Annotated in this window: 17 protein-coding genes; 12 read left to right on the plus strand and 5 right to left on the minus strand. The window is 61.3% G+C overall.

Going from position 1 to position 21048, the window contains the following annotated elements; translation table 11 throughout:
• Window positions 1–54 precede the first annotated feature (54 nt).
• Window positions 55–1332, plus strand: coding sequence for a metallophosphoesterase (locus BANAN_RS01240; protein WP_041776939.1), 1278 nt, complete (start codon window positions 55–57; stop codon window positions 1330–1332).
• 726 nt (window positions 1333–2058) lie between these two features.
• On the opposite strand, the gene BANAN_RS01245 is transcribed toward BANAN_RS01240, so the two are convergent.
• Window positions 2059–2877: an IclR family transcriptional regulator gene (locus tag BANAN_RS01245; RefSeq protein ID WP_014697176.1), complete on the minus strand. Its 819-nt coding sequence runs from the start codon at window positions 2875–2877 to the stop codon at window positions 2059–2061.
• Window positions 2878–3170: 293 nt separating this feature from the next.
• Between BANAN_RS01245 and leuC the strand changes: the two genes are divergently transcribed.
• The 3 genes from leuC (at window position 3171) to BANAN_RS01260 (ending at window position 5796) form a co-directional block, all read left to right on the plus strand.
• Window positions 3171–4574 carry a 3-isopropylmalate dehydratase large subunit gene (gene leuC, locus BANAN_RS01250; protein WP_014697177.1) on the plus strand — a complete coding sequence of 468 codons (1404 nt, stop codon included), beginning with the start codon at window positions 3171–3173 and terminating at the stop codon, window positions 4572–4574.
• A 36-nt stretch (window positions 4575–4610) separates the two neighbouring features.
• Window positions 4611–5291: a 3-isopropylmalate dehydratase small subunit gene (gene leuD / locus BANAN_RS01255; RefSeq protein ID WP_014697178.1), complete on the plus strand. Its 681-nt coding sequence runs from the start codon at window positions 4611–4613 to the stop codon at window positions 5289–5291.
• Window positions 5292–5517: 226 nt separating this feature from the next.
• Window positions 5518–5796: an Lrp/AsnC ligand binding domain-containing protein gene (locus BANAN_RS01260; RefSeq protein WP_004268308.1), complete on the plus strand. Its 279-nt coding sequence runs from the start codon at window positions 5518–5520 to the stop codon at window positions 5794–5796.
• A 442-nt stretch (window positions 5797–6238) separates the two neighbouring features.
• On the opposite strand, the gene BANAN_RS01265 is transcribed toward BANAN_RS01260, so the two are convergent.
• Window positions 6239–7585 (minus strand): NAD(P)/FAD-dependent oxidoreductase, encoded by a 1347-nt coding sequence (locus BANAN_RS01265; RefSeq protein ID WP_014697179.1) that lies wholly within the window; start codon window positions 7583–7585, stop codon window positions 6239–6241.
• A 275-nt stretch (window positions 7586–7860) separates the two neighbouring features.
• Here BANAN_RS01265 and murA point away from each other — a divergent pair, with 275 nt between their 5' ends.
• The 6 genes from murA (at window position 7861) to BANAN_RS01295 (ending at window position 15931) form a co-directional block, all read left to right on the plus strand.
• On the plus strand, window positions 7861–9189 hold the full coding sequence (gene murA / locus BANAN_RS01270) for a UDP-N-acetylglucosamine 1-carboxyvinyltransferase (protein ID WP_004268315.1): 1329 nt from the start codon (window positions 7861–7863) through the stop codon (window positions 9187–9189).
• A gap of 386 nt (window positions 9190–9575) precedes the next feature.
• Window positions 9576–10517, plus strand: a complete 942-nt coding sequence (locus BANAN_RS01275; RefSeq protein WP_014697180.1) for a lysophospholipid acyltransferase family protein — start codon at window positions 9576–9578, stop codon at window positions 10515–10517.
• 84 nt (window positions 10518–10601) lie between these two features.
• Window positions 10602–11600: an NAD(P)H-dependent glycerol-3-phosphate dehydrogenase gene (locus tag BANAN_RS01280; RefSeq protein WP_014697181.1), complete on the plus strand. Its 999-nt coding sequence runs from the start codon at window positions 10602–10604 to the stop codon at window positions 11598–11600.
• A gap of 479 nt (window positions 11601–12079) precedes the next feature.
• Window positions 12080–13216 (plus strand): D-alanine--D-alanine ligase family protein, encoded by a 1137-nt coding sequence (locus BANAN_RS01285; protein WP_014697182.1) that lies wholly within the window; start codon window positions 12080–12082, stop codon window positions 13214–13216.
• A 153-nt stretch (window positions 13217–13369) separates the two neighbouring features.
• On the plus strand, window positions 13370–14494 hold the full coding sequence (locus tag BANAN_RS01290; RefSeq protein ID WP_014697183.1) for a DUF4854 domain-containing protein: 1125 nt from the start codon (window positions 13370–13372) through the stop codon (window positions 14492–14494).
• Window positions 14495–14839: 345 nt separating this feature from the next.
• Entirely contained in the window at window positions 14840–15931 is a 1092-nt protein-coding gene (locus BANAN_RS01295) for a CPBP family intramembrane glutamic endopeptidase (protein ID WP_014697184.1), read from the plus strand.
• Here BANAN_RS01295 and BANAN_RS01300 read toward each other — a convergent pair.
• The 3 genes from BANAN_RS01300 to BANAN_RS01310 form a co-directional block, all read right to left on the minus strand.
• A complete protein-coding gene (locus BANAN_RS01300; RefSeq protein WP_041776940.1) occupies window positions 15915–16739 on the minus strand; it encodes a mechanosensitive ion channel family protein in 825 nt (274 codons plus the stop codon). The genes BANAN_RS01295 and BANAN_RS01300 overlap by 17 nt on opposite strands.
• Window positions 16740–16786: 47 nt before the next feature.
• Window positions 16787–17404 carry a TetR/AcrR family transcriptional regulator gene (locus tag BANAN_RS01305; protein ID WP_041776941.1) on the minus strand — a complete coding sequence of 206 codons (618 nt, stop codon included), beginning with the start codon at window positions 17402–17404 and terminating at the stop codon, window positions 16787–16789.
• 175 nt (window positions 17405–17579) lie between these two features.
• Complete coding sequence (locus BANAN_RS01310; protein ID WP_014697187.1) at window positions 17580–18776, minus strand: DUF2974 domain-containing protein; 1197 nt, start codon at window positions 18774–18776, stop codon at window positions 17580–17582.
• Window positions 18777–18890: 114 nt separating this feature from the next.
• Here BANAN_RS01310 and BANAN_RS01315 point away from each other — a divergent pair, with 114 nt between their 5' ends.
• A complete protein-coding gene (locus BANAN_RS01315) occupies window positions 18891–19766 on the plus strand; it encodes a putative ABC transporter permease (protein WP_014697188.1) in 876 nt (291 codons plus the stop codon).
• 63 nt (window positions 19767–19829) lie between these two features.
• Complete coding sequence (locus BANAN_RS01320) at window positions 19830–21020, plus strand: pyridoxal phosphate-dependent aminotransferase (RefSeq protein WP_014697189.1); 1191 nt, start codon at window positions 19830–19832, stop codon at window positions 21018–21020.
• Window positions 21021–21048 lie beyond the last annotated feature (28 nt).

A 21048-nucleotide genomic window follows, 5' to 3' on the forward strand; every position in this document is an offset into this window, starting at 1 on the left:
AAGCAAGACGCGACTGGCGTGCGAACGCGCGGCGGATGGGTTAGAGTAGGCGGTATGAGTGAGCAGTCTGCGGAAATGAGCGAAGCCAGGCCGGTGTCGGTGTCGCGCCGGCTCGGGCGCTTGCAGTTCCACAAATCGGGGAAATTCCGCGTGCTGCAGCTGGCAGACGTGCAAGACGGCCCGAAGGTTTCGAAAGACACGATTGCGCTCATCAGCGCTGCGATTCGCGATGCGCGGCCCGATCTCGTGGTGTTCTCGGGCAATCAGATCGCCGGTTACGACCCCGCGTTCGCCGCGACGTTCATGAAACGCCGGTGGAAGACTGCGGTGGGCGCGACACCCAAGCCCGCGGACATTGCCCACACGCGCGAGCTCGTGCGCGGGCAGATCGAGCAGATGGTGCAGCCGATGGTCGACGCAGGCGTGCCGTGGGCGGTGACGTACGGCAATCACGATTTCCAGTGCGGGCTCACGAACGCGCAGCTCGACGAGATGTTCCGCGAGTTCCCGCTGTGCGTGAATCCGCCGGAGTCTGCGAAGTTCGGCGCGGAGACATGGTCGCGCGCGCTGCCGAAGGAGCGCGTGATCGCGAGCGGCGAGCCGGGGACGTTCGCGATGCCGGTGTGTGACGAATCTGGAAACACTGTATTCGGAATTGTTCTTGTAGATTCCGGAGATTATGCGGAAACCGGAGGCTATGGCTCGCCCTCGCAGACGGCATTGCGATTTCTGCGCACCGTGCCGCAGTGGTTTGGCGAAGGCGTGGAATCCATAGTTTTTCAGCATATGCCGCTGCCGCAGTATTACCGCGTGCTGAAACCGGTGCCGAGGACGACGGATCGGTCTGTAGAGGGGTACAGAAATTATTCCGGTTCATACTTTGTGTTGGACGACGCGAAGACCGAGCGCGGCGGATACTTGGGCGAGGGCGTGAGCTGCCCGGACCTCGACTCGGGCGAGTTCGATATTCTGCGTGATTCGCACGCCTACTTCGCGGTGGCGGCCGGGCATGACCACCGCAACGCGTTCGCCGGCGAGTATGCGGGCGTGCAGATGATCGCGACGCCGACGTGCGGATTCGACTCGTACGGGCCGATTCCGGAGCGGCGCGCGGCGCGTCTGTTCGAGTTCGACGATCGGCACCCGTTCTCGCCGCGCACGCAGCTATTGCAGTTCGGCGAGCTTGTGGGCAAGCCAAGCTCGAAGAAGGCGTACGTGTATGGCATGAGCAGCGCGTCAAAGCCGAGAAGCGAGGGCGTGAATCTGCTGCACAAGCCAAGCGCGGTGAGCAGATTGTGGCATTCCGTGGGCAACTGGCTGTTCAATCACTGAGCGCGGAGGTTTTACGGTTTTGGTGTGACGCAAACCGCTTTGGTGTGACGGTGGCTCGGTGGCCTTGATTTGCAAAACGTTGGAATTCCAACATTGTTATAGTCATGGGTTTGTGGGTACCGTCACACCAAAGCGGTTTGCGTCACGCCAAAACCATGTGAGCGTGGGAGACGTTGCCGGCACGACGTTTGGCTCGTCTTGCCGTCGTCTCGTTGTGTGTTACGGCCTTTTGGCTTACGGGCTAGGATTTTCTGTTACGGGCTAAGGTAGCCGCTACGGGCCAAGATAACGCTTACGGGATAAGATTGTTGGTTACGGGCTAAAAGGGGCGTTGTATTCGGCAACAACAATCGTTGGAAAATGGCGGTTTTGTGTTTTGGGGAATTGCTGGATACTTGCCAGGTTGCAGATTTTCGCTAGCCCGTAACGGAAAAGTTTAGCCCGTAAGGAGTTGGCTGGCCCGTAAGGGGTTCCATAACCCGTAACAGATGGTAACATCCCGTAACGGATAAGGACATCCCGTAAGAGATTATGGCATCCCGTAACAGAAAAACTTAGCCCGTAACGTTGTATGAGACGGAGACGCGGAAAGAGAAAGGCGGCCAACCTTGGGGTTGGCCGCCTAGCTGCGGGATTGCGCAATGTACGTAGGTTGGTTGCCTACTTGAACGCGATGATGTCGGATGCGTTTTGTGTATCGGGGCGCCGGATGCCCGCCGAAATCGGTCAGCGCGAGATGCTGGCCTTGATCAGGGCATCCGAGAGGTACTTGCCGGCGCCCATGACGAGCGGGGCGAAACGGTGACCCGGGTTTGAACCCATACGGCCTGAGGGTCCCGAGATCGAGATTGCGGCGATCACCTGGCCGGAGGCGTTGCGAATCGGCGCGGAGATGGAGCAGACGCCCTCATCGCGCTCGTTGATCGAGTCGGCCCAGCCGCGCTTGCGCACCGTGGCGAGCTTGGCGGCCGAGAACTTCGCGTGACGCAGGCCCTGGTGAAGGCGTTCGGTGTCTTCCCACGCCAGCAGGATCTGGGCGGCGGAACCGGCCTCCATCGAGAGCATGGCGCCGACCGGGATTGAATCGCGCAGTCCGCTCGCGCGCTCGACGGCGGCGATGCACACGCGCTGTTCGCCCTGACGGCGGTAAATCTGCGCGCTCTCGCCAGTGCGGTCGAGCAGCGTCTGCAGAATCGGGCCGGCGGCCGCGAGCAGACGATCCTCACCTGCGGCGGCGGCGAGCTCGGCGAAACGTGAGCCCAGTACGAAGCGGCCGTGCTGGTCGCGCACCACGAAGCGGTGGCGCTCCAGCGCAATCGCCAAGCGGTGGGCGGTCGGGCGCGCGAGATGTGTCGCCGCGACGAGCTGGCCGAGCGTTGCGGGGCCGGACTCGAGCGCGTCGAGAATCTTTACGGTCTTATCGAGCACGCCGACACCGGAATGAATCTCGTTGTCGTGTGCGGGCACATCGTTGTGATTGGACGGATTGTTTGTGCTCGTCTCAGCAGACGAAGCAGATTTTGCGGTGAGCGTATCTGAAGTCATAATGAAATTATTGCATCTCAGTATTCGAAACGCAAAACGACAAACTAGGCACTTCTGTTGGATTAGTCTACTTAAGCGCTCAACTTCCGCGGAACATCGGGTGTTTTACAGTGCGAAAACAATCTGGAACATCTTTGAAAAATCTTTACATCTCGCATTCTGACATAGTACACGACCGGCGATTCCCCAGCCTTTAGTCTGGACAGACAAGCTCGCGTGTGGTAAGCGAGCGGCGCGGGAAAGCAAGGGAGAGCGCGCCCCGCACACGCGACAACACTAGGAGGAACAGGTTTATGGGAATGACATTGGCCGAAAAGGTTTGGGCCGATCATTTGGTGCGCAAGGGCAGCGACGGCGCTCCCGACTTGCTGTACATCGACCTCATGCTGATGCACGAAGTGACCAGTCCGCAGGCGTTTGAGGGGCTCCGCCTGGCCGGTCGCAAACCGCGGCACCTCGACCAGCTCATCGCAACCGAAGACCACAACACGCCCACGGTTGACATAGACAAGCCGAACCCGGACGAGACGAGCGCCACGCAGCTGACGACGCTCGAGAAGAACTGCCGCGAATTCGGCGTGCGTCTGCACCCGCTCGGCGACGCGGACCAGGGCATCGTGCACGCGTTCGCGCCCATGCTCGGTCTCACGCAGCCCGGCATGACGATCGTGTGCGGCGATTCGCACACCTCCACGCACGGCGCGTTCGGCGCGCTCGCGTTCGGCATAGGCACGTCTGAAGTCGAGCATGTCATGGCCACGCAGACGCTCTCGCTCAAGCCATTCAAGACGATGGCGATCAACATCGAAGGCGACCTGCCGGCAGGTGTGAGTGCGAAAGACATCATTCTCGCAATCATTGCGAAGATCGGCACAGGCGGCGGCCAGGGATACGTGCTCGAATACCGCGGGCGCGCCATTGAGCAGCTGTCGATGGACGCGCGCATGACCATCTGCAACATGTCGATCGAAGCGGGTGCGCGCGCTGGCATGATCGCGCCCGACGAGACGACGTTCGCATACCTGAAGGGGCGCCCGCACGCACCGAAGGGCGAGATGTGGGATGAAGCGGTTGAGTACTGGAAGACACTGCGCACCGATGACGACGCCGTGTTCGATGCCGAGGTGACGCTGCGCGCGGAGGATCTCGAGCCGTTCGTCACCTGGGGCACGAACCCGGGGCAGGGCGTCGCGATTTCGGGCGTCGTCCCCGCACCGGACGATTTCGCGGACGCCACCGAACGCTCCGCCGCCGAGCGCGCGCTCGACTACATGGGACTCGATCCGGGCACGCCGATCCGCGACATTTCGGTGGACACCGTGTTCATCGGGTCGTGCACGAACGGTCGTATCGAAGACCTGCGCATCGCCGCCGAGATTATGAAGGGGCACAAGAAGGCAGATTCGATTCACCGGGTTTTGGTCGTGCCCGCGTCGTCGCGCATTCGCCTGCAGGCCGAGCGCGAGGGGCTCGACCGGATTTTCAAGGACTTCGGCGCGGAATGGCGCAACGCCGGCTGCTCGATGTGCCTGGGCATGAATCCGGACAAACTCGTCGCCCACGAACGCTCGATCTCGACGTCGAACCGCAATTTCGAAGGGCGCCAGGGCAAGGGATCGCGCACGCACTTGGCATCGCCGGCCGTCGCGGCAGCCACTGCGATCCGCGGCACAATCTCGACGCCGGCGGATCTGTAAATCGGGAATCGGAACAAATACGAAATAGGGACTGTTATGGAAAAACTTACGACTATCACCGCCACCGGCGTGCCACTTCGCCGCTCGAATGTGGACACGGACCAGATTATCCCCGCCGTGTTCCTGAAGCGCGTAACCCGCACTGGTTTCGATGATGCACTGTTCTACGCGTGGCGTCGCGACCCGAATTTCGTGCTGAATCAGCCGGAATATCGCGACGGAAAGATTCTTGTGGCCGGGCCCGACTTCGGCATCGGTTCGTCGCGCGAGCACGCTGTGTGGGCGTTGCACGACTACGGGTTCCGTGTGGTCATCGCATCGCGTTTTGCCGACATCTTCTATGGCAACACCGCGAAAAACGGCGTGCTGGCGGCGATTATGCCGCAGGAGTCGATCGAGCTGATCTGGAAGATGCTCGAAGAGGAACCCGGCCGGCAGATGACCGTCGATCTCGAGACGCGCACCGTGACCATCGACGACGTGGTGCTGCCGTTCGAAGTCAATGATTACGTGCGCTGGCGCCTGATGAACGGTTACGACGACATTGACCTCACGCTGCAGCATGAAGATGACATCGCCGCATACGAACGCATGCGAGCGGAAAAATTCCCGTTCAAACCGAAGACGCTGCCGGTGGTCACCGAGGAGGCCGAAACGGTGGAGTCGGCACGCGAGCCTGAAGCGGTTGAGTGGGCGGGTCCGCTCGCCGATCGCTGAGGCGAGGCGCTCCGCGCAGGCGGCGTGCAGTCGTGCGCCGCGCGTCTTGAGTCTCATGGCGTGAGTGCGTATGGCCAACATAATCGTTACGGGATATCTACGGGATATCACAGTGCCTACGGGCTAGGGTTTTCGGTGTGTCTGCGCCGTGCGTGAGTCGTGCGGCATACGCCGGCGCTGCGCGGGGTATCGTTGAAGGAACAGGAAGTTGTTCTAAGGAGCCGAGATGGCAGATGCGATCGTTCTCATTACCACACAAGCCGACAAGGTGAGCGAGGCGGCGAAGAAAATCGTTGAGATTCCGGGCGTCAAGGACGTCTATTCGGTGGCGGGCGACGTCGATTTGGTGGCGATCGTCTCCGCCGACGATTTCGACGACCTCTCGACGATCATTCCCGACGGCATCGCCAAGGTTCCCGGCGTCGCCGGCACGCAGACGTTGATGGCCTTCCGCACTTACTCGCGCGAAGACGACCTCGCCGCATTCGACCTCGGTGGCGACTGAGTCCGCCGGTTTGCAGTTCCATCGCCTTGACGGCTCTTCCGCACGGAGGGGTCGTTTTCTTATCCCCTACGGTCTCATCCAGCGCATTACAAGCCATCCGGTGCCTTACGGGCTAACAAACTCCTTACAGGCGAGGATTTTCCGTTACGGGCTAGGGCAAATTCGCCATTTGGCGGGTATACGGTGAGTGTCGATCATACAAAACCGCCATTTTCCACCGATTTTTTTCGCTCGATACAACACTCATCTTAGCCCGTAACGGAAAATCCTAGCCCGTAAGAGGATTGTTAGCCCGTAAGGAATTTGCTAGCCCGTAAGGGAGGAAAGGGGACTCCCGGAGGCATCCCCCCTGGAGTGTCTCCCCTGGAGTGCCTCCTCTGGAGGAGCTCCTGTTGGGGGAGTCCGTGCTGGGGAACTCCCCCAACAGGAGGGCGTGCAGGAGTCAGCGCTGCTCGGTCACAGCCTTCGCGGCGACCGCGCCGACATAGTAGACCGGCTGGTCAAAGTTCGGCTGGAACAGGAAGTCCACGTTCGCCAGCATGTCGATGGTGAACTTCGCCTGAATCGCCACCGAGACCACGTTCGCGGCGCCGGCCACCTCATCGGTGGTCGAGCAGAACTGGGCGCCCTTGACCAGGCGCGTCTGCGGATCCCAGGTGAGAATGCACGAGACCGGCGCGGTGGAGAGCATGAATGCCGGGCGGTAATCTTCAAGCAGCTCGGTGGAGCGGATGTCGAGATCGTGGTTGTTCGCGTAGGTTTGCGTCATGCCGGAGGCGGCGAGCGAGAGGTCGTAGAGCTGCACGGCCGACGTGGCCTGCGTGCCCATGTACTTGCGGGTCGGCTTCTCAATGTTCAGGCCGACGAGCTCGCCCTGACGCACCGCATTGGTGGCGAGCGGAATGTAGTCGAGCTTGCCGGTCGGGTTGAACAGCACGGTGGCGGAGTCGCCGGCCGCGAACACATCCGGCACCGAGGCGCGCATGAACTCGTCGACCACGATCGCGCCGTTGTCAAGCGTCTCCACCTGGCCGCGCACCAAGTCGGTGTTCGGGCGGAAGCCGACGGCAAGCACCGCGTAGGGCGCCGTGTACTCGCCCTTCGTGGTGACCACGGTGATGCTGTCGCCGTTGTCGCGGAACGCCTTGACCGCCTCGCCGAGAGCCAGTGTCACGCCATGCTCGCGGTACTTCGCCTCAACCTGATCGGTGATGAACTTGTCGAAATTATTGGCGAGCACGCGGTCGGCGGCGTCGATCAGCGTCACCTGCGTGCCGCGCGTGGAGAACTGCTCGGCGAGCTCGGCGCCGATGTAGCCCGCGCCGATCACGATCACGTTCTTCAAGTCGTGCGCGCGTTCCTTGATCTGCACCGCGTCATCCCAGTTCTTGCACAGCTGCACGCGCTTGGAATCGATGCCGGGCAGCGACGGCACGATCGGGCGCGAGCCGGTGGTTACGACGAGCTTGTCGTAGGGCAGAGTCTGGGTGTCGCCAGTCTGCAAATCGCGGAATTCCAACGTTTTCGCGGCAACGTCAACGTCAGTGACATCGGTGTGCATATGCACGGTCGCGCCCGCCTGCTCGAGCGCGGTGGGGGAGGAGTAGAACATCTTCTTCGGGTCGGAGACGTGGTCGCCCACCCACAGCGCGATGCCGCAGGAGAGGAACGAGACGGTCTCGTTGCGCTCGAATACGTGCACCTGCCAATTAGGGTGTTCGCGAAGAATGGAATTGGCGGCGAAAACGCCGGCGTGGGTGCAGCCGACAACGGCGACAGTGGTGGTCATGATGCTCCTTTGAGTCCCGAAAACACTAGTGCTACCTGAGATGGTAGGTGTGGGGAGTGGGTGGCTGCGAGGGGTTTCGCGAATGGTGAGCGCGGGGGAATCTGCCCATATGAAGAACTACATGGTGTGTGGCAGAATGGTGGGGAATTGCGCTCGCGGGCGGTGCGGAGGCGGTGCCCGGGCGGTACCGAGGCGGTGCCGAAATAAAACGCGCGCGGGAACTGTTGGAAGCATTTAGGAATTTCGAATCGTGTGCTTGAAAGAGCTTGAAAGAGGTGGACGTGGAGAAAACTGACGACGTACTGCATGTGGTGGGCGGCAAGCCGCTCAACGGCACGATCAAGGTGCGCGGTGCGAAGAACTTCGTAAGCAAGGCCATGGTGGCGGCGCTGCTTGCACCGGGGACGTCGGTGCTCAAAAACGTGCCCGAGATTCGAGACGTGCATGTGGTCTCCGATTTGCTGCGCCTACACGGCGTGAACGTGGACGTGAACGGCGACGAGGGCATTGTGACGATCGACGCGAAGAACGTGCAGCTGGCCGACGTGGCCGATGTAGACACGCTCTCCGGCTCGTCGCGCATTCCGATCCTGTTCTCCGGCCCGCTGCTGCACCGGCTGGGCGAGGCGTTCATTCCCGCGCTCGGCGGCTGCAACATTGGCGGCCGGCCGATCGACTTCCATTTGGAGACGCTGCGCAAACTCGGCGCCACCGTTGACAAGGAACACAAGGACGGCATTCACATCACCGCGCCGAACGGCTTGCATGGCGCGAAGATTCACCTGCCATACCCGTCGGTGGGCGCGACCGAGCAGACTCTGCTCGCCGCCGTGCTCGCAGATGGCAAGACCGAGCTGTCCGGCGCGGCGACCGAACCGGAGATCATGGACTTGGTGGCCGTGCTGCAGAAGATGGGCGCGATCATCTCGGTGGACGTGGACCGCACGTTCCGCATTGAGGGCGTGAAGGAGCTCAAGGGCTACACGCACACGGCTTTGACCGACCGCATTGAGGCTGCATCGTGGGCATCGGCCGCGCTGGCCACGCACGGCGACGTGTTCGTGAAGGGCGCGACCCAGCCGGAGATGATGACGTTCCTCAATGTGTTCCGCAAAATCGGCGGCGAGTTCGACATCACCGACCGCGGCATCCGCTTCTGGCACCCGGGCGGTGACCTGAAACCGGTGGCGATCGAGACCGACGTGCACCCCGGCTTCATGACTGACTGGCAGCAGCCGCTCGTCGTGGCGCTCACGCAGGCGAACGGTCTGAGCATTGTGCATGAGACCGTGTACGAGAACCGTTTCGGTTTCACGAAGCCGCTGGTGGAGATGGGCGCGACCGTGCAGCTCTACCGCGAATGCCTCGGCTCGTTGCCGTGCCGCTTCCAGCAGCGCAACTACAAGCATTCCGCTGTGATCTTCGGGCCGACGCCGCTCGAGGGGCGCGACATCGACGTGCCGGATCTGCGCGGCGGATTCAGCCACCTGATCGCGGCGCTGGCGGCGAAGGGACCGTCCGACGTGCGCGGCATCAGCCTGATCGACCGCGGGTACGCGGACTTCCGCGGCAAGCTCACGGCGCTCGGCGCGCAGATCGACTAGTTTGCGCCGTTCTGCTTGCTTGAACAGAACGCTTGAAGACGGTCACCCCTGCTGGGGGCGGCCGTCTTTTGCGTTATGGCGCTTCTTTTTCGTTACGGGATGTCGTCAGCTCCTACGGGATGTTGTCAACTCTTACAGGATGTCAGATTCTCGCGCCGCAGTTGATAAACACGACAATATAGCAGGAATTTCAATGTTTTTTGTTGTCGTAATTAGAAGCATCGTGGCCAGCAAATCTGTCTCCTTTTACGCAGATTATTGTCGGCAGATTTTCGTTTGCGTAATTTGGGACATTGCGCGTGGTGGATTTGTCTCTTTTTACGCAGAAGGGAAGGCAGAGGAAGGGCAATGGGATCGCGGAGGAGGGGGCGTGGCAGAATGGGGGCATGGTATCGAAAGGTAAGCCGTCGCCAAGGCGCGCCGTGAAGCCGCTCAGCGACGTGCAAGTGCGCAAACTCGCCGCAGAATATGCTCTCGTGGACCCGACGCGTCCGTTCCCGATCGGCAGAATGGAGCCGAATCAGCGGGAAATCGACGAGCTCAATCCGAAAATCACGCACCGCTTGGTGGAAGGCGCGGCGAAAGTGCTGCGCGCGAGTTGCAAAGTGCGCGCGTGGGGTCTGGAAAACGTGCCGGTCGAAGGCGCCTACATCACCTGCGCGACGCACGTCACCCAATTCGACGTGTTCGTGCCGATGGTCGCGATGTTCCAGATGGGCCGCCGCCCGCGGTACATGGCCAAGGCGGAGATGGGCAAGTGGCCGGTCATAGGCAAATGGTTCCGCGCGGTCGGCATGCAGCCGGTGCCGCGTCGCAGCGGCAAGGCGCGCGAGATCGAAGAGGCGTCGGTACAGATTCTCACGAGCAATCATGCGCTGACAATCTGGCCCGAGGGAACGGTGACGCGCGACCCGCAGAAATGGCCGATGAGCATGAAGAACGGCGCCGGATTCATCGCGCTCGAGGCGTCGCGCCGCGTCGGTCACCAGATTCCGCTGTTCTGCGCGGTGACGTGGGGTGCGGCGAGCATCAATCATTGGTGGCCGTGGCCGCGCAAGAACGTCGTCATGTGCTACGACACGCAGCTGGATTACTCCGATCTGCTGGCGAACATGGACTCCTGGGGTGAGGAGCCGCCGGTGGAGCTCGCGAACGAACTCGTGCGGCGCGTGCGCGTGCGCATGAAGGAGGTCATGGCGAACATCCGCGGCATACAGGCGCCCGACACGTTCTACGATTACCGCATTGAGAAGGAAGTGCCGGAGGCGCCGCCGTTCAGCGACCCGCATGAGATAGACAAGCGCGCGGAGGAGTCTGCAACTCGCTGAATTTGCGCTAGCAACGCAATGCGCGGCCGTGGCGGCGAAAGCGAGCAACAATCGAGAATAGTTGTGTTCAAGTAAGGAGTAGGCATGGCGAATATCACAGTTTTGGGTGCTGGCGCGTGGGGAACCGCCTTCGGTCAGGTGCTTGCCGATGCGGGCAACGATGTGATGATGTGGGCGATCGAGCCGGAGATCGTGAAGGCGATTCAGACGGAGCACAGGAATCCGGTGCGTCTGCCGAGCGTGGAGAAACTGCCGGACAATATGAAGGCGACCGGCGATCGCGCCGAAGCGGTTACGCACGCCGACGTGGTCGTCGTGGCGATCGCCGCACAGCACGCACGTGAAGCGCTTGAGCAGTTCAAGGGACTCATTCCGGATTCCGCGCTCATCGTCTCGCTCATGAAGGGCATTGAACAGAGCACCGGCAAGCGCATGGACCAGGTGGTCTCTGAAGCGCTTGACCTGCCGACTGAGCGGTTCGCCGCGGTGTCCGGCCCGAATCTGAGCAAGCAGATCGCCGCGCGCCAGCCCGCCGCCACCGTGATCGCCTGCACCGACATCGACAACGCGCGCATGATGGCCAAGCTGTGCACCACCGACTACTTTAAGGCGTTCATCACCTCCGATGTAATCGGCCTGGAACTGTGCGGCTCGCTGAAGAACGTAGTCGCGCTCGCCGTCGGCATGAGCCACGGCGCGGGCTATGGCGAGAACACCGCCGCGATGATCGAGACGCGCGGTCTCACTGAACTCACCGCAGTCGGAACCGCCGCCGGTGCGCTGCCGGAGACGTTCCACGGATTGGCCGGCGTGGGCGATCTCGTCGCCACCTGCGGCTCCCCGCTCTCGCGCAATTACACGTTCGGCTTCAATCTGGGCAAGGGCATGAGTGTTGCCGAGGCGACGAAGGTGAGCGACGGCGTGGCGGAAGGCGTAGCCACGGCCAGCGCGGTCGTTGAGCTCGGCGAGAAGTACCACGTGGACACTCCGCTCGCCAAGGCCGTCACGCGCGTGCTGAACGACGGCATCTCCTTCGACCAGATGGTCTCCGAGATGTTCCCGAAGGACATCACCGTGGAGTGACCCGCCCGGATTCGCGTATTTTTGCAGATTGGCGCGCCCGCACATTGTGTGCCGGTGCGCCTTTGTGTATGCGCGGGCAGCCTTAGCCCGTAACGAGAAGTCTAGCCCGTAACGGATGGGGCGGATTCCTTCCCGGGATTGAATTCTGTTACGGGCTAGGATTTTGGCTTACGGGCTAAGGTGCAGATGGGTTCCTCGGGATTCTGAGATTTGTAAAACGTTGGAAAATGACGGATTACTGGAATCGGGCATTTGGATGTTGGGTGTTTCACGTTAGCCCGTAACAGAAATGGCTAGCCCGTAAGGGAAAGGTTAGCCCGTAAGGGAAAGGTTAGCCCGTAAGAGTGGAGGGCGGGGAGAGCGGCTAGTATTCTTGGGAGGCAGCGCGGGCGCCGCGTTCCGTTCACTGCGGAGGCGGCGGCTCACAAGGCATGGAGCAGAATTCCGGGCGTAATATGCCCGGGCATAAGGAGATGGCAATGGCGAAGACACGGGTGGCGGTTCTCTACGGCGGCAAGGCGGACGAACATTCGATTTCCTGCATCTCCGCCGCCACATTCATGCGCGCGCTCGATCCGGAACTGTTCGAGGCCGTGCCGATCGGCATCACGAAGACCGGCACCTGGTTCGTAGGCGGCGAGGACCCGCTCGGCTGGAATCTGGCCGAAGGACTCCCCGAGGCGGTTGAGACGCCCGATTCGCGCGAAGTGGTGCTCACCATTGGCGCCGGTGGCGACGGGTTCCACGCCCGCAATGCCGACGGCTCGCTTGATTCGCTTGGTCATATTGACGTGGTGCTGCCCGCCCTGCACGGCCCGTTCGGCGAGGATGGCACGATTCAAGGCCTGTTCGAGATGATGGGCGTGCCGTACGTGGGCTGCGGCGTGCTCGCCTCGGCCGCGTGCATGGACAAGCACTACACCAAGGTGCTGTTGCACGCCGCCGGCATTCCGGTGGCACCGGGCATCACGCTCGACACCCGTCACTACGACGCCTCCGACGAGTTCGCCACCGACAGCGAGGAATTCCTGCGGCAGGTGAACGAGGCCGGCTTGCAGTATCCGTTGTTCGTCAAGCCCAGTCGTGCCGGCTCCAGCTTCGGCGTGACCAAAGTGGAGCAGATTGGCGACGCAGCCGCACTCGCCGCCGCCGTGTTCGAGGCGAGCCAGCATGATTGGCGCGTGCTGGTCGAACAGGGCATTGACGCGCGCGAAATCGAATGCGCTGTGGTGCGCATTCACCCAACCGACCCGACCCGTGCCGCGCTACCTGGCGAAGTGGTGCTCGACCGGCGCAGCGAAGGCGACGACCAGTTCTACGATTTCGACAGCAAATACATGGACTCCCAGGCGAGCCACACCGAGATCCCGGCGAAGATTGGCGATGACCTGATCGCGCGCGTCCGCGAAACCGCCGTACGCGCATTCGACGCGGTGGACGGCATGGGACTGAGCCGTGTGGACACCTTCGTGACCGCAGATGGCGACGTGCTCGTCAATGAGATCAACACACTGCCCGGATGCACTTCGATCTCGATGTTCCCGCAAGCGTGGGAGGCCATGGGCATTCCGTTCCGCACCGTGGTCACCGACCTCATCGAAGGCGCGCTCGCCTGATTCGACCATTCCGGCGGTCGACTGTGCAGATTGATACAGAGTGCCCGACCGGTGTGCAATACAGGAATCTAAACTGCGTAAATAGGGAGTGACCAAGCTGGGACCGGGGCCATTTTTGTTAGGCTGATGCTGTTTTTCGACAGAGGGAGAATAATGACACATCCAGAGAATCCGTACACCGGTGGCGAACAGCCAGCACAGCCGATCACGCCGCCGGCTGATCCGTACGGGCTGAATCCGAATGCCAATCCGAACCCGTACACGCAGCCGCAGGAACCGGCACAGCCATATGTACAGAACGCAGCACCGGAGCAGGGTCGCGAGGCATACGGCAACTCGAATTACGAGCATGACGAATCTGCGCCTCAGTTCACTGGCAACGAGCCGGCACAACAGCCATACGGCACCCCGTATGAGCCGGCGGCCACGCAGCCGACGACCCAGCTCAACTACGGCGCCCCGCAGAACGCGGCACCGCAGTACGGCGAGCAGCCTGCGTATGGAGCGCCGGCAGGAGGCGCGCCGGTCTACGGTGAACCGAGTGGCCCCGCATACGGCAGCCCGGCACAGTTCCCGCCACAGGGTGGTTATGATCAGTACCCGCCGCAGGGGCCGACCGACAAGTACAACACGATGGCAATCGTCGGTCTCATTTTGGCGATTCTGTTCCCGCTCATCGGTCTGATCGTGTCGATCATCGCAATGGTGAACATCAACAAGCACGGCGGCAGCAAGGCGAGCAAGAATCTTTCGCTCGCCGGTACGATTGTGGGCGGCGTGCTCACCGTGGTCTCCATCATCGTGTCGATCATCGTGTTCAACAGTGTTCTGGCGGCGACGAACGAGATCGTCAGCGATTCGAAGTCGCCGAGCGCCACGCATTCGCAGACCCAGAGCACCACGGACCCCGACGAAGACATTGATGAGGACATCGACAACGACATCGACGACATCGGCGACCAGCTCACCGACGGCTCGATCACGCTCGAAGAGGCGCTCAAGAACCCGACCGTGAAGAGCGAGCTCGAAAAGCAGATTCAAGGTCTGCCGGACGGCATGAAGGGCAGCGTCTCCGCCGAGGGCAACACACTGATCCTCACCTTCGACCTGGATTCCTCGCTCGCGGAATACTCCGATTCGCTGGCCGAGAGCCTCAATTCGGTGGGCAAATCCGCGGCCTCGCAGCTCAATGAGGACGGCGGCAACACCTACTCGGTGCGCATTGTGATCACGTCGGAGGGCAAGACGCTCTACGACAAGACCTCCACTAACGACTGATCCGCGGCAGATTTGCTTGCAGATTCGCGCGACAGGGCGGCATCCGGAATTTCGGGTGCCGCTTTTTGTGTGCTCTTTTGCAGCGGCGGCGCACTGCCGAGCGGAATCAAGTGCGGCCTACTTGGTTTGTTTCACTGGGAGGGAGTCTGGTGGAACAGACTAAGTATGGGTGACTTGGTTTGTTCCGCAAAACTGGGGCGGAGAGGACCCGCGAGCGAGCCCTGCACAATGCGCGCGTCGTCACCAACTGGGGCAGAGCGGGCGGATATGGAACAGGAGGGCGGCGAGCAAGGCGGGTTTGGTAATCTGGGGATATTTCAGCAGCAGATGAGCGCAAGGGGCACAATGACCGAACCGGGACGCCCGCAGAGTCCGCAACAGAACACACGGGCGGGTGAATTCCAGCAGGCGTGGCAGGGCGAGTTCCAGCAGCCGCAGTATTGGCAGGAACCGCCGATGAATCAGATGGGCGAACGGAATGCGGTGGAATCCGCACGCAGGTCTTACTCGCGCATAGGGGCGTCGTTCAGCGTGATGATCGTGGTGTGGATGGCGCTCGTGTTCGTGCTCGGGATCGGCATTAGCATGCTGCATCGCGAGGCCGCGCACTGGATGTGGGTGCCGCTGCTCGTCTCCGATTGCTCGCTGTACCTGGTGGCCGTGCCGCTCGCCTACCTCATGCTCAAGAGCGTGCCCGAGGAGCCCACGCGCAAGTTCGGCATGACCTTCGGCGAACTGTTCGAATGGTTCCTCGTGAGCCTGGCCATCGTGTTCGTGGGCGGACTGCTCGGCAACGCGCTCGCTGCGCTGTTCTCGGGCGGCATGGCACAGAACCGTCTCGACAACATCGTCGGCGGAATCCCGGCATGGCTCAATATTCTCGCCGTGGTGGTCGTGGGACCGATCGTGGAGGAGTGGCTGTGCCGCAAGCAGATCATCGCGCGCGTACGTCGCTACGGCGAGCGGTTGGCGATAGTGGTGTCGGCGCTCATCTTCGCACTGTTCCACCTGAATCTCTACCAGTTCTTCTACGCGTTCGGTCTCGGACTCGTGCTCGGGTACATCTATATGCGCACGAGCCAGCTCAAATACACGATCGGCTTGCATATGGCGATCAATTTCCTGGGCAGCGTGGCCGGCCCGTTCTTCAGCGATTGGAGCGACGCCCATTCTGCCGCGCTCGAATCCGGCGAGGCGACCGGATCGGCGCTCATTATGGGCGTGGCCGCCATGCTGTACATTCTGCTGTATTTGGTGGCGGTGGTCGCGGGCGTGGTGCTGCTCATTATGAAATGCCGCAGACTCGAGTTCTACGTCACGCCCGCGCAACTGCCGAAAGGCACTGCCTGCTCGTGCGCGTTCGTCAACGCCGGCATGGGCGTGTTCATCACGCTGACGGTGTTCGGCATGGTGTTGGCGCTTATGAACGTGATGTAGATTTGCCGGTGAGTGCACCGCTTTCGTCAATGCCGACCAATGAGGACGCCGTGAAGTTCAGATTGAGCTTGGAACTGTGCACTGCGCGCGCGATGGCGTCCGACAGCGCGGTGAGCGCGACGCCGTGCTTCGCATAGGCCACGATGTTGCCGCTCACGCCGTCGCTCGTGAAACCGGTGTAACGCACGACCGCCTTGTATTTCGGGTTCATGAGCGAGCGCGCGTGCGTGTTCACCGTGGTCAGCAGATCCTGAGCGAGCTTGGCCGTGTCGACGTCCGGCTTGGCGGTGAACGGGATCGTGACCAGGCATTCGTTCGCCGGGTCGAGCTTCTCCAACGCGGTGGTGTTGAGCACCGAGTTCGGGATCATCATGATGTTGCCGTTGCGCTCGCGCACCACGGTCTGCCGCCAATTGATGTCTTGCACCACGCCGGTGACGCTGTTGATGCTCACCGTGTCGCCTGGCTGGATCACATGCGAGAACATGAGCGTGAACCCGCCGATCGTGTTCGCAATGGAATCCTTCAGACCAAGCGAGATGGCCAGACCGCCTATGCCGAGTGCGGTGAACAGGCTCGCCGGGCTCACGCCGAACACCGGGTGCAGCACGATGGTGAGTGCGATCACCCACACCACCACGCGCGCGATGTTGATGAAGATCGACGCCTGTGGAATCTTGTTGTGTTCGAGTACCTTGCGCAGACCCTGGCTCAGTAGGCGTGTCACCACGAACGCCAGCACCATGACGATGGTGAGCAGAATGATCTTCCCGCTGTTCGCCTTCAACCAGTCAAGCACATGTTCCATGCGTAACAGCGTAGCGTGCGGTGGTCACCGCATGCGGAATCTGCGGACTAGCGCAGGGACTGCACAGGGCGGTGTTGCTCGCTCGAATCGAGTACGGTGCGCAGATTCGCGGCGACGGTGGCGATGTCGGGATTCGTCAGATCGTTGGTCGACAGACGATGCTCGATGCTCGGCCAATCACGCAGCACGCCGACGATGCCGCCGACTGTGAAATCGAGCAGGATGCGCGTGCTCAGGTCGATGTGATCGTAATCCATGTCGAAATTGCCGAGCAACGTCAGGCGAATGAAATCGCGGAGTGCCTCGGTGAGCTCGATCGTGCTATGTGGGCCGGCAAGCAGGGCGAGATGGTCGAACTGCTTGCGCATCTGCGGGTCGTTGAACGCCACGATGCATGTGCGCTGCCATTCCTGCCGCAGATTCTCGGCAGTGGTGGCGTGGTCCATGATCGGTATGCTTTCGATGGCATGCATGATCGTGGCATCGGCAAGCTCAGGCAACCCGGAGAAATGGTAGTAGAACGAGTTACGGTTCACGCCGGCCTCTCGGACGATGTCGGTCACCGTGATCTTCCCATACGGTCGTTCCCGCAGGAGCGCCCAGAACGCATTCTCCAAGCGCTGCTGCGCCGGTAAAACTTTGGGGTCTCGACGCGGCCTTGGCATTAGAACTCCTCACCTATAAGGACATGCACGATATGGTGGTGGAATAATCTACGCGATGCTCATCAACACTGCATATGTATGCACATCATGTGTGTACCTTCAGTCTAGTGTTCATGAGCTTCATATGGCCGGAAAATCAGCTTGTGGCAATGCTCTGGCGCACGTTTGGTCGAAGTCAGTGCGTGAAACGCGTCCCGGCCAGGAGCATAATGGCCTGATTGATGTAATGGCGGTCCTCACTGTCGAGCCCGACATAGGAGGAGAACAGCCCCGGAAGCGCTTTCATACCATCCGTGCGCAGCTGGGTGATGGTGGAGTGACCGCCGGAGGAGAGCACGCGGAACAGCGCCTCCACACCATGCTCGCGTTGGCGTTGCGTCATGCCGTTCAGCCAGGTGTTCAACGCGTCGCGGAAATCGCGCGAGCTCTCGGACAGCGCGGGAACCGTGTCGAAGCGGTCGCCGTCCATAAGCCACGTGTAGCAGGAATGCTGCATGAGGCCGTCGGCGTTCGATTTGACGACGATCATATGTTCGCGCGGGCTCGACTGCAACAGCATGCCGATGATGGAGAACTCCGGGACGAGCTTGGTGATGCGGTCGACGATCGTGCCGTATTCGTAACTGGAGACGACGTCCTGATTGAATCCGGGTGAATCGAAAGCGTAGATGCGTTCGATGCGGTCTTTGATCTGGTCGCGCGCGTTCATGGCTGCGTAGATCGCGATATTGCCGCCCTTGGAGTGGCCGGTGAGCATGATGCGCGCGTTCGGCCAGAGTCTGCCCACCTTTTCGAGATAGTCGGCGGCGCGTTTCTGCGCGGGGATCGGATAGGTGAACGCCATGTTGAAATCCTCGCGCCAGCCGGTGAGCGAATCATCGGTGCCACGGAACGCGACGAGCAGCGTGCCGTCGGGCAGCTGGAACGTCTCGGCGGCGTACTGGGTCTGCTGCGAGATGTCGAAACGCTCCTCGGCAGCGCTCATGCGGGTGACGGCGAACCGCGGATTGCGTTTGATCGAGCGGTAGAAGCGGTGCGGGGTCTCATCGTCATCGGAGAAGCCGGAATGATGCTCCCAATAGGGGTGGATGAGCTCGTATTCGTGCAGTCTTTCCTCCACCTCACGCAGTGTGGGGCCCGGGAATGGCGTGCGCCACAGTGCGGCGAGCGAACGGCCCGGGTGTTTGAAATTGAAGTTGCGCAGCTTGCTGGGGGTGGAACCGAAGCATTCGAGCAGGGAGGAGAGCTGCGGCACCTCCTGCGGAATCTTGTCGTAGCTCAGAATCGCGTAGACCAGCGCGTCGGCAACATGGAACGGGTATTCCGAGAAGTCGCGCGTCTCCTGCACCACGTAGTCGATGATCGTTGCCATATTGCCCTCCGATTGGTCACTTCCATAGTAGGAGATGAATAAGTCCGACCGTATCGTTGCCAGCGCAACCGGGTATGGGAGCCCGACATACGGGGCGTATGAGACAGTGAAGGCATGTGGCTTGCAGCAGTGGAAAAAACGTTTGTATGGTTCCTTCTCTACAGTTTCGTCGGATGGGTGTGGGAGACCGTACTCAACATCGTGATGAAGAAACGGTTCGTGGACCGTGGCATATTGAACGGCCCGATCTGCCCGATCTACGGTTTCGGGGCGGCGCTCGCGATCTTCGTGCTGCACGACGAGCATTCGCTCATCGCCGTGTTCCTGAGCAGCGGCGTGCTCGCCTGCACGTTGGAATACATCACCTCATGGGGCATAGAGAAACTCTTCCACATGCAGCTGTGGGACTATTCGAACAAGCCGTTCAACATCAACGGCCGCGTCTATTTGAACGGCTTCCTGTTCTTCGCCGCGGGCTGCACCGTGGTGAAGGAATGGGTGCAGCCCGCCGTCATGCGCATGCTCGACCGCCTCGACCCGCTCTGGCTCAACATCGTGAGCATCACGCTGTTCGCGATCCTCATGGCCGACGTCGCCGTGACTCTCGCCGGTCTGATCAGCATGAACAGCAAGCTCGGGCGCGCGGAGGAGTATATCAAATCCGTAAAGAAAGAGCAGATTGCCAAAATGGATGTGCATATCACGGCTGCAGACGAGCGCATCGAACAGATCGAGCAGCGTGCGGAAGGCGCCGCAGACCGCGTGAAGGAAACCGTCGCCCGCACGCAGGTCGCCGAGCGTGTGAGCGGTGGCGTGGAGAGTGCGAAGACGCGCGGTGCGGAGCTGTCTGCAAAACTGCACGGCACCTTCAACTGGCAGCAGCGCAGGCTCCTCGACGCCTACCCGGAGATGAAGCCGGAGCGTGGACGGTCGGTGATCGGCGAGATCCGCGCGCAACTCGCGAAATACGGCAGGAAACATAACGCGTGACGTGCGGGCATAGGATGGGTCTGGAAATCTCCAGGCAACGAACGGCATAGCGAAAGGCTCGGCATGATCAACGAGAAGTACAAGGAAATGTTGGGTGAGAAGTCGGTGATCCGCATGATCTCGGAGCGGGCGTCGGCGCGGCGCGCGGAGATCGGCGCCGACGAGGTGTTCGACTTCTCGATTGGCAACCCGAGCGTACCGTGCACGCCGGCGTTCACGAACGCGGTGATCGACCTGTACGAGAACGAGACGCCGCTCGCGCTGCACGGCTATAGCCCGTCGGTGGGCATCAAGTCATTCCGCGGCGCCGTGGCGGACTCGCTCAACCGCCGCTTCGGCATGGATTACACCGAGAACCACATCTTCCCCACATCGGGCGCCACCGGCTCGCTCGCGCACGCATTCCGCGCGGTGACCAAGCCGGGCGACGAAGTGCTCACGTTCGCGCCATTCTTCCCCGAATACATTCCGTACGTGGAGGGTACGGGCGCCACACTCACCGTGGTGCCGCCCGACACCACTGCATTCCAGATTGATTTCGAGGCATTCGAGCGCGCGCTCAATCCGAACGTGGCGGTCGTGCTCATCAACACACCGAACAATCCGTCGGGCGCGGCGTACTCGGCGGCCACGCTGGAGCGTCTGGCCGGCATTCTGCGCGACAAGCAGACCGAATACGGCCACGACATCTTCCTCGTGAGCGACGAACCCTACCGCGAGATCATGTTCGACGGCGCCACGCAGGCATACCCGGCGAAGTTCTACGACAACACGCTCACCTGCTATTCGTTCTCGAAATCACTCTCGCTGCCGGGCGAGCGCATCGGCTACGTGGCGGTGAATCCGCGCGCGACGGACGCGGACGTGCTCGTGCCCATGTTCGCGCAGATCAGCCGCACGATTGGACACAACTGCCCGAGCTCCACGATGCAGCTCGCAGTGGAGCGCGTGATCGATGACACCAGCGACCTCTCCATTTACGAGACGAATATGAATCTGCTGTATGACGCGCTCGTCGACCTTGGATTCGAAGTGGTGCGGCCGAGCGGCACGTTCTACATATTCCCGAAGGCGCTCGAGAAGGATGCGAACGAATTCGCACGTAAAGCGATGGAATACGACCTGTTCATGGTGCCGTCGGATTCCTTCGGCATGCCGGGCTATCTGCGCCTCTCGTACTGCGTGGAAACCGATCACCTGAAGAAGGCGATCGTGCGCCTCAGGCAGTTCGTGACGGAGGTGTACGGGCGCTAAGATTCCGTGGTCTTCCTTGCTGCTGAGG

The sequence above is a fragment of the Bifidobacterium animalis subsp. animalis ATCC 25527 genome, assembly GCF_000260715.1.
Lineage (GTDB): Bacteria > Actinomycetota > Actinomycetes > Actinomycetales > Bifidobacteriaceae > Bifidobacterium > Bifidobacterium animalis.

What these genes read in the sequence shown, in the direction of transcription:
- BANAN_RS01295 (WP_014697184.1), top strand. Translation starts at nt 14,840, where the DNA reads ATGACCGAACCGGGACGCCCGCAGAGTCCGCAACAGAACACACGGGCG.
- leuD (WP_014697178.1), top strand. Translation starts at nt 4,611, where the DNA reads ATGGAAAAACTTACGACTATCACCGCCACCGGCGTGCCACTTCGCCGC.
- BANAN_RS01260 (WP_004268308.1), top strand. Translation starts at nt 5,518, where the DNA reads ATGGCAGATGCGATCGTTCTCATTACCACACAAGCCGACAAGGTGAGC.
- BANAN_RS01265 (WP_014697179.1), bottom strand. Translation starts at nt 7,585, where the DNA reads ATGACCACCACTGTCGCCGTTGTCGGCTGCACCCACGCCGGCGTTTTC.
- BANAN_RS01280 (WP_014697181.1), top strand. Translation starts at nt 10,602, where the DNA reads ATGGCGAATATCACAGTTTTGGGTGCTGGCGCGTGGGGAACCGCCTTC.
- BANAN_RS01240 (WP_041776939.1), top strand. Translation starts at nt 55, where the DNA reads ATGAGTGAGCAGTCTGCGGAAATGAGCGAAGCCAGGCCGGTGTCGGTG.
- BANAN_RS01320 (WP_014697189.1), top strand. Translation starts at nt 19,830, where the DNA reads ATGATCAACGAGAAGTACAAGGAAATGTTGGGTGAGAAGTCGGTGATC.
- leuC (WP_014697177.1), top strand. Translation starts at nt 3,171, where the DNA reads ATGGGAATGACATTGGCCGAAAAGGTTTGGGCCGATCATTTGGTGCGC.
- BANAN_RS01275 (WP_014697180.1), top strand. Translation starts at nt 9,576, where the DNA reads ATGGTATCGAAAGGTAAGCCGTCGCCAAGGCGCGCCGTGAAGCCGCTC.
- BANAN_RS01310 (WP_014697187.1), bottom strand. Translation starts at nt 18,776, where the DNA reads ATGGCAACGATCATCGACTACGTGGTGCAGGAGACGCGCGACTTCTCG.
- BANAN_RS01285 (WP_014697182.1), top strand. Translation starts at nt 12,080, where the DNA reads ATGGCGAAGACACGGGTGGCGGTTCTCTACGGCGGCAAGGCGGACGAA.
- BANAN_RS01305 (WP_041776941.1), bottom strand. Translation starts at nt 17,404, where the DNA reads ATGCCAAGGCCGCGTCGAGACCCCAAAGTTTTACCGGCGCAGCAGCGC.
- BANAN_RS01290 (WP_014697183.1), top strand. Translation starts at nt 13,370, where the DNA reads ATGACACATCCAGAGAATCCGTACACCGGTGGCGAACAGCCAGCACAG.
- BANAN_RS01315 (WP_014697188.1), top strand. Translation starts at nt 18,891, where the DNA reads ATGTGGCTTGCAGCAGTGGAAAAAACGTTTGTATGGTTCCTTCTCTAC.
- BANAN_RS01245 (WP_014697176.1), bottom strand. Translation starts at nt 2,877, where the DNA reads ATGACTTCAGATACGCTCACCGCAAAATCTGCTTCGTCTGCTGAGACG.
- BANAN_RS01300 (WP_041776940.1), bottom strand. Translation starts at nt 16,739, where the DNA reads ATGGAACATGTGCTTGACTGGTTGAAGGCGAACAGCGGGAAGATCATT.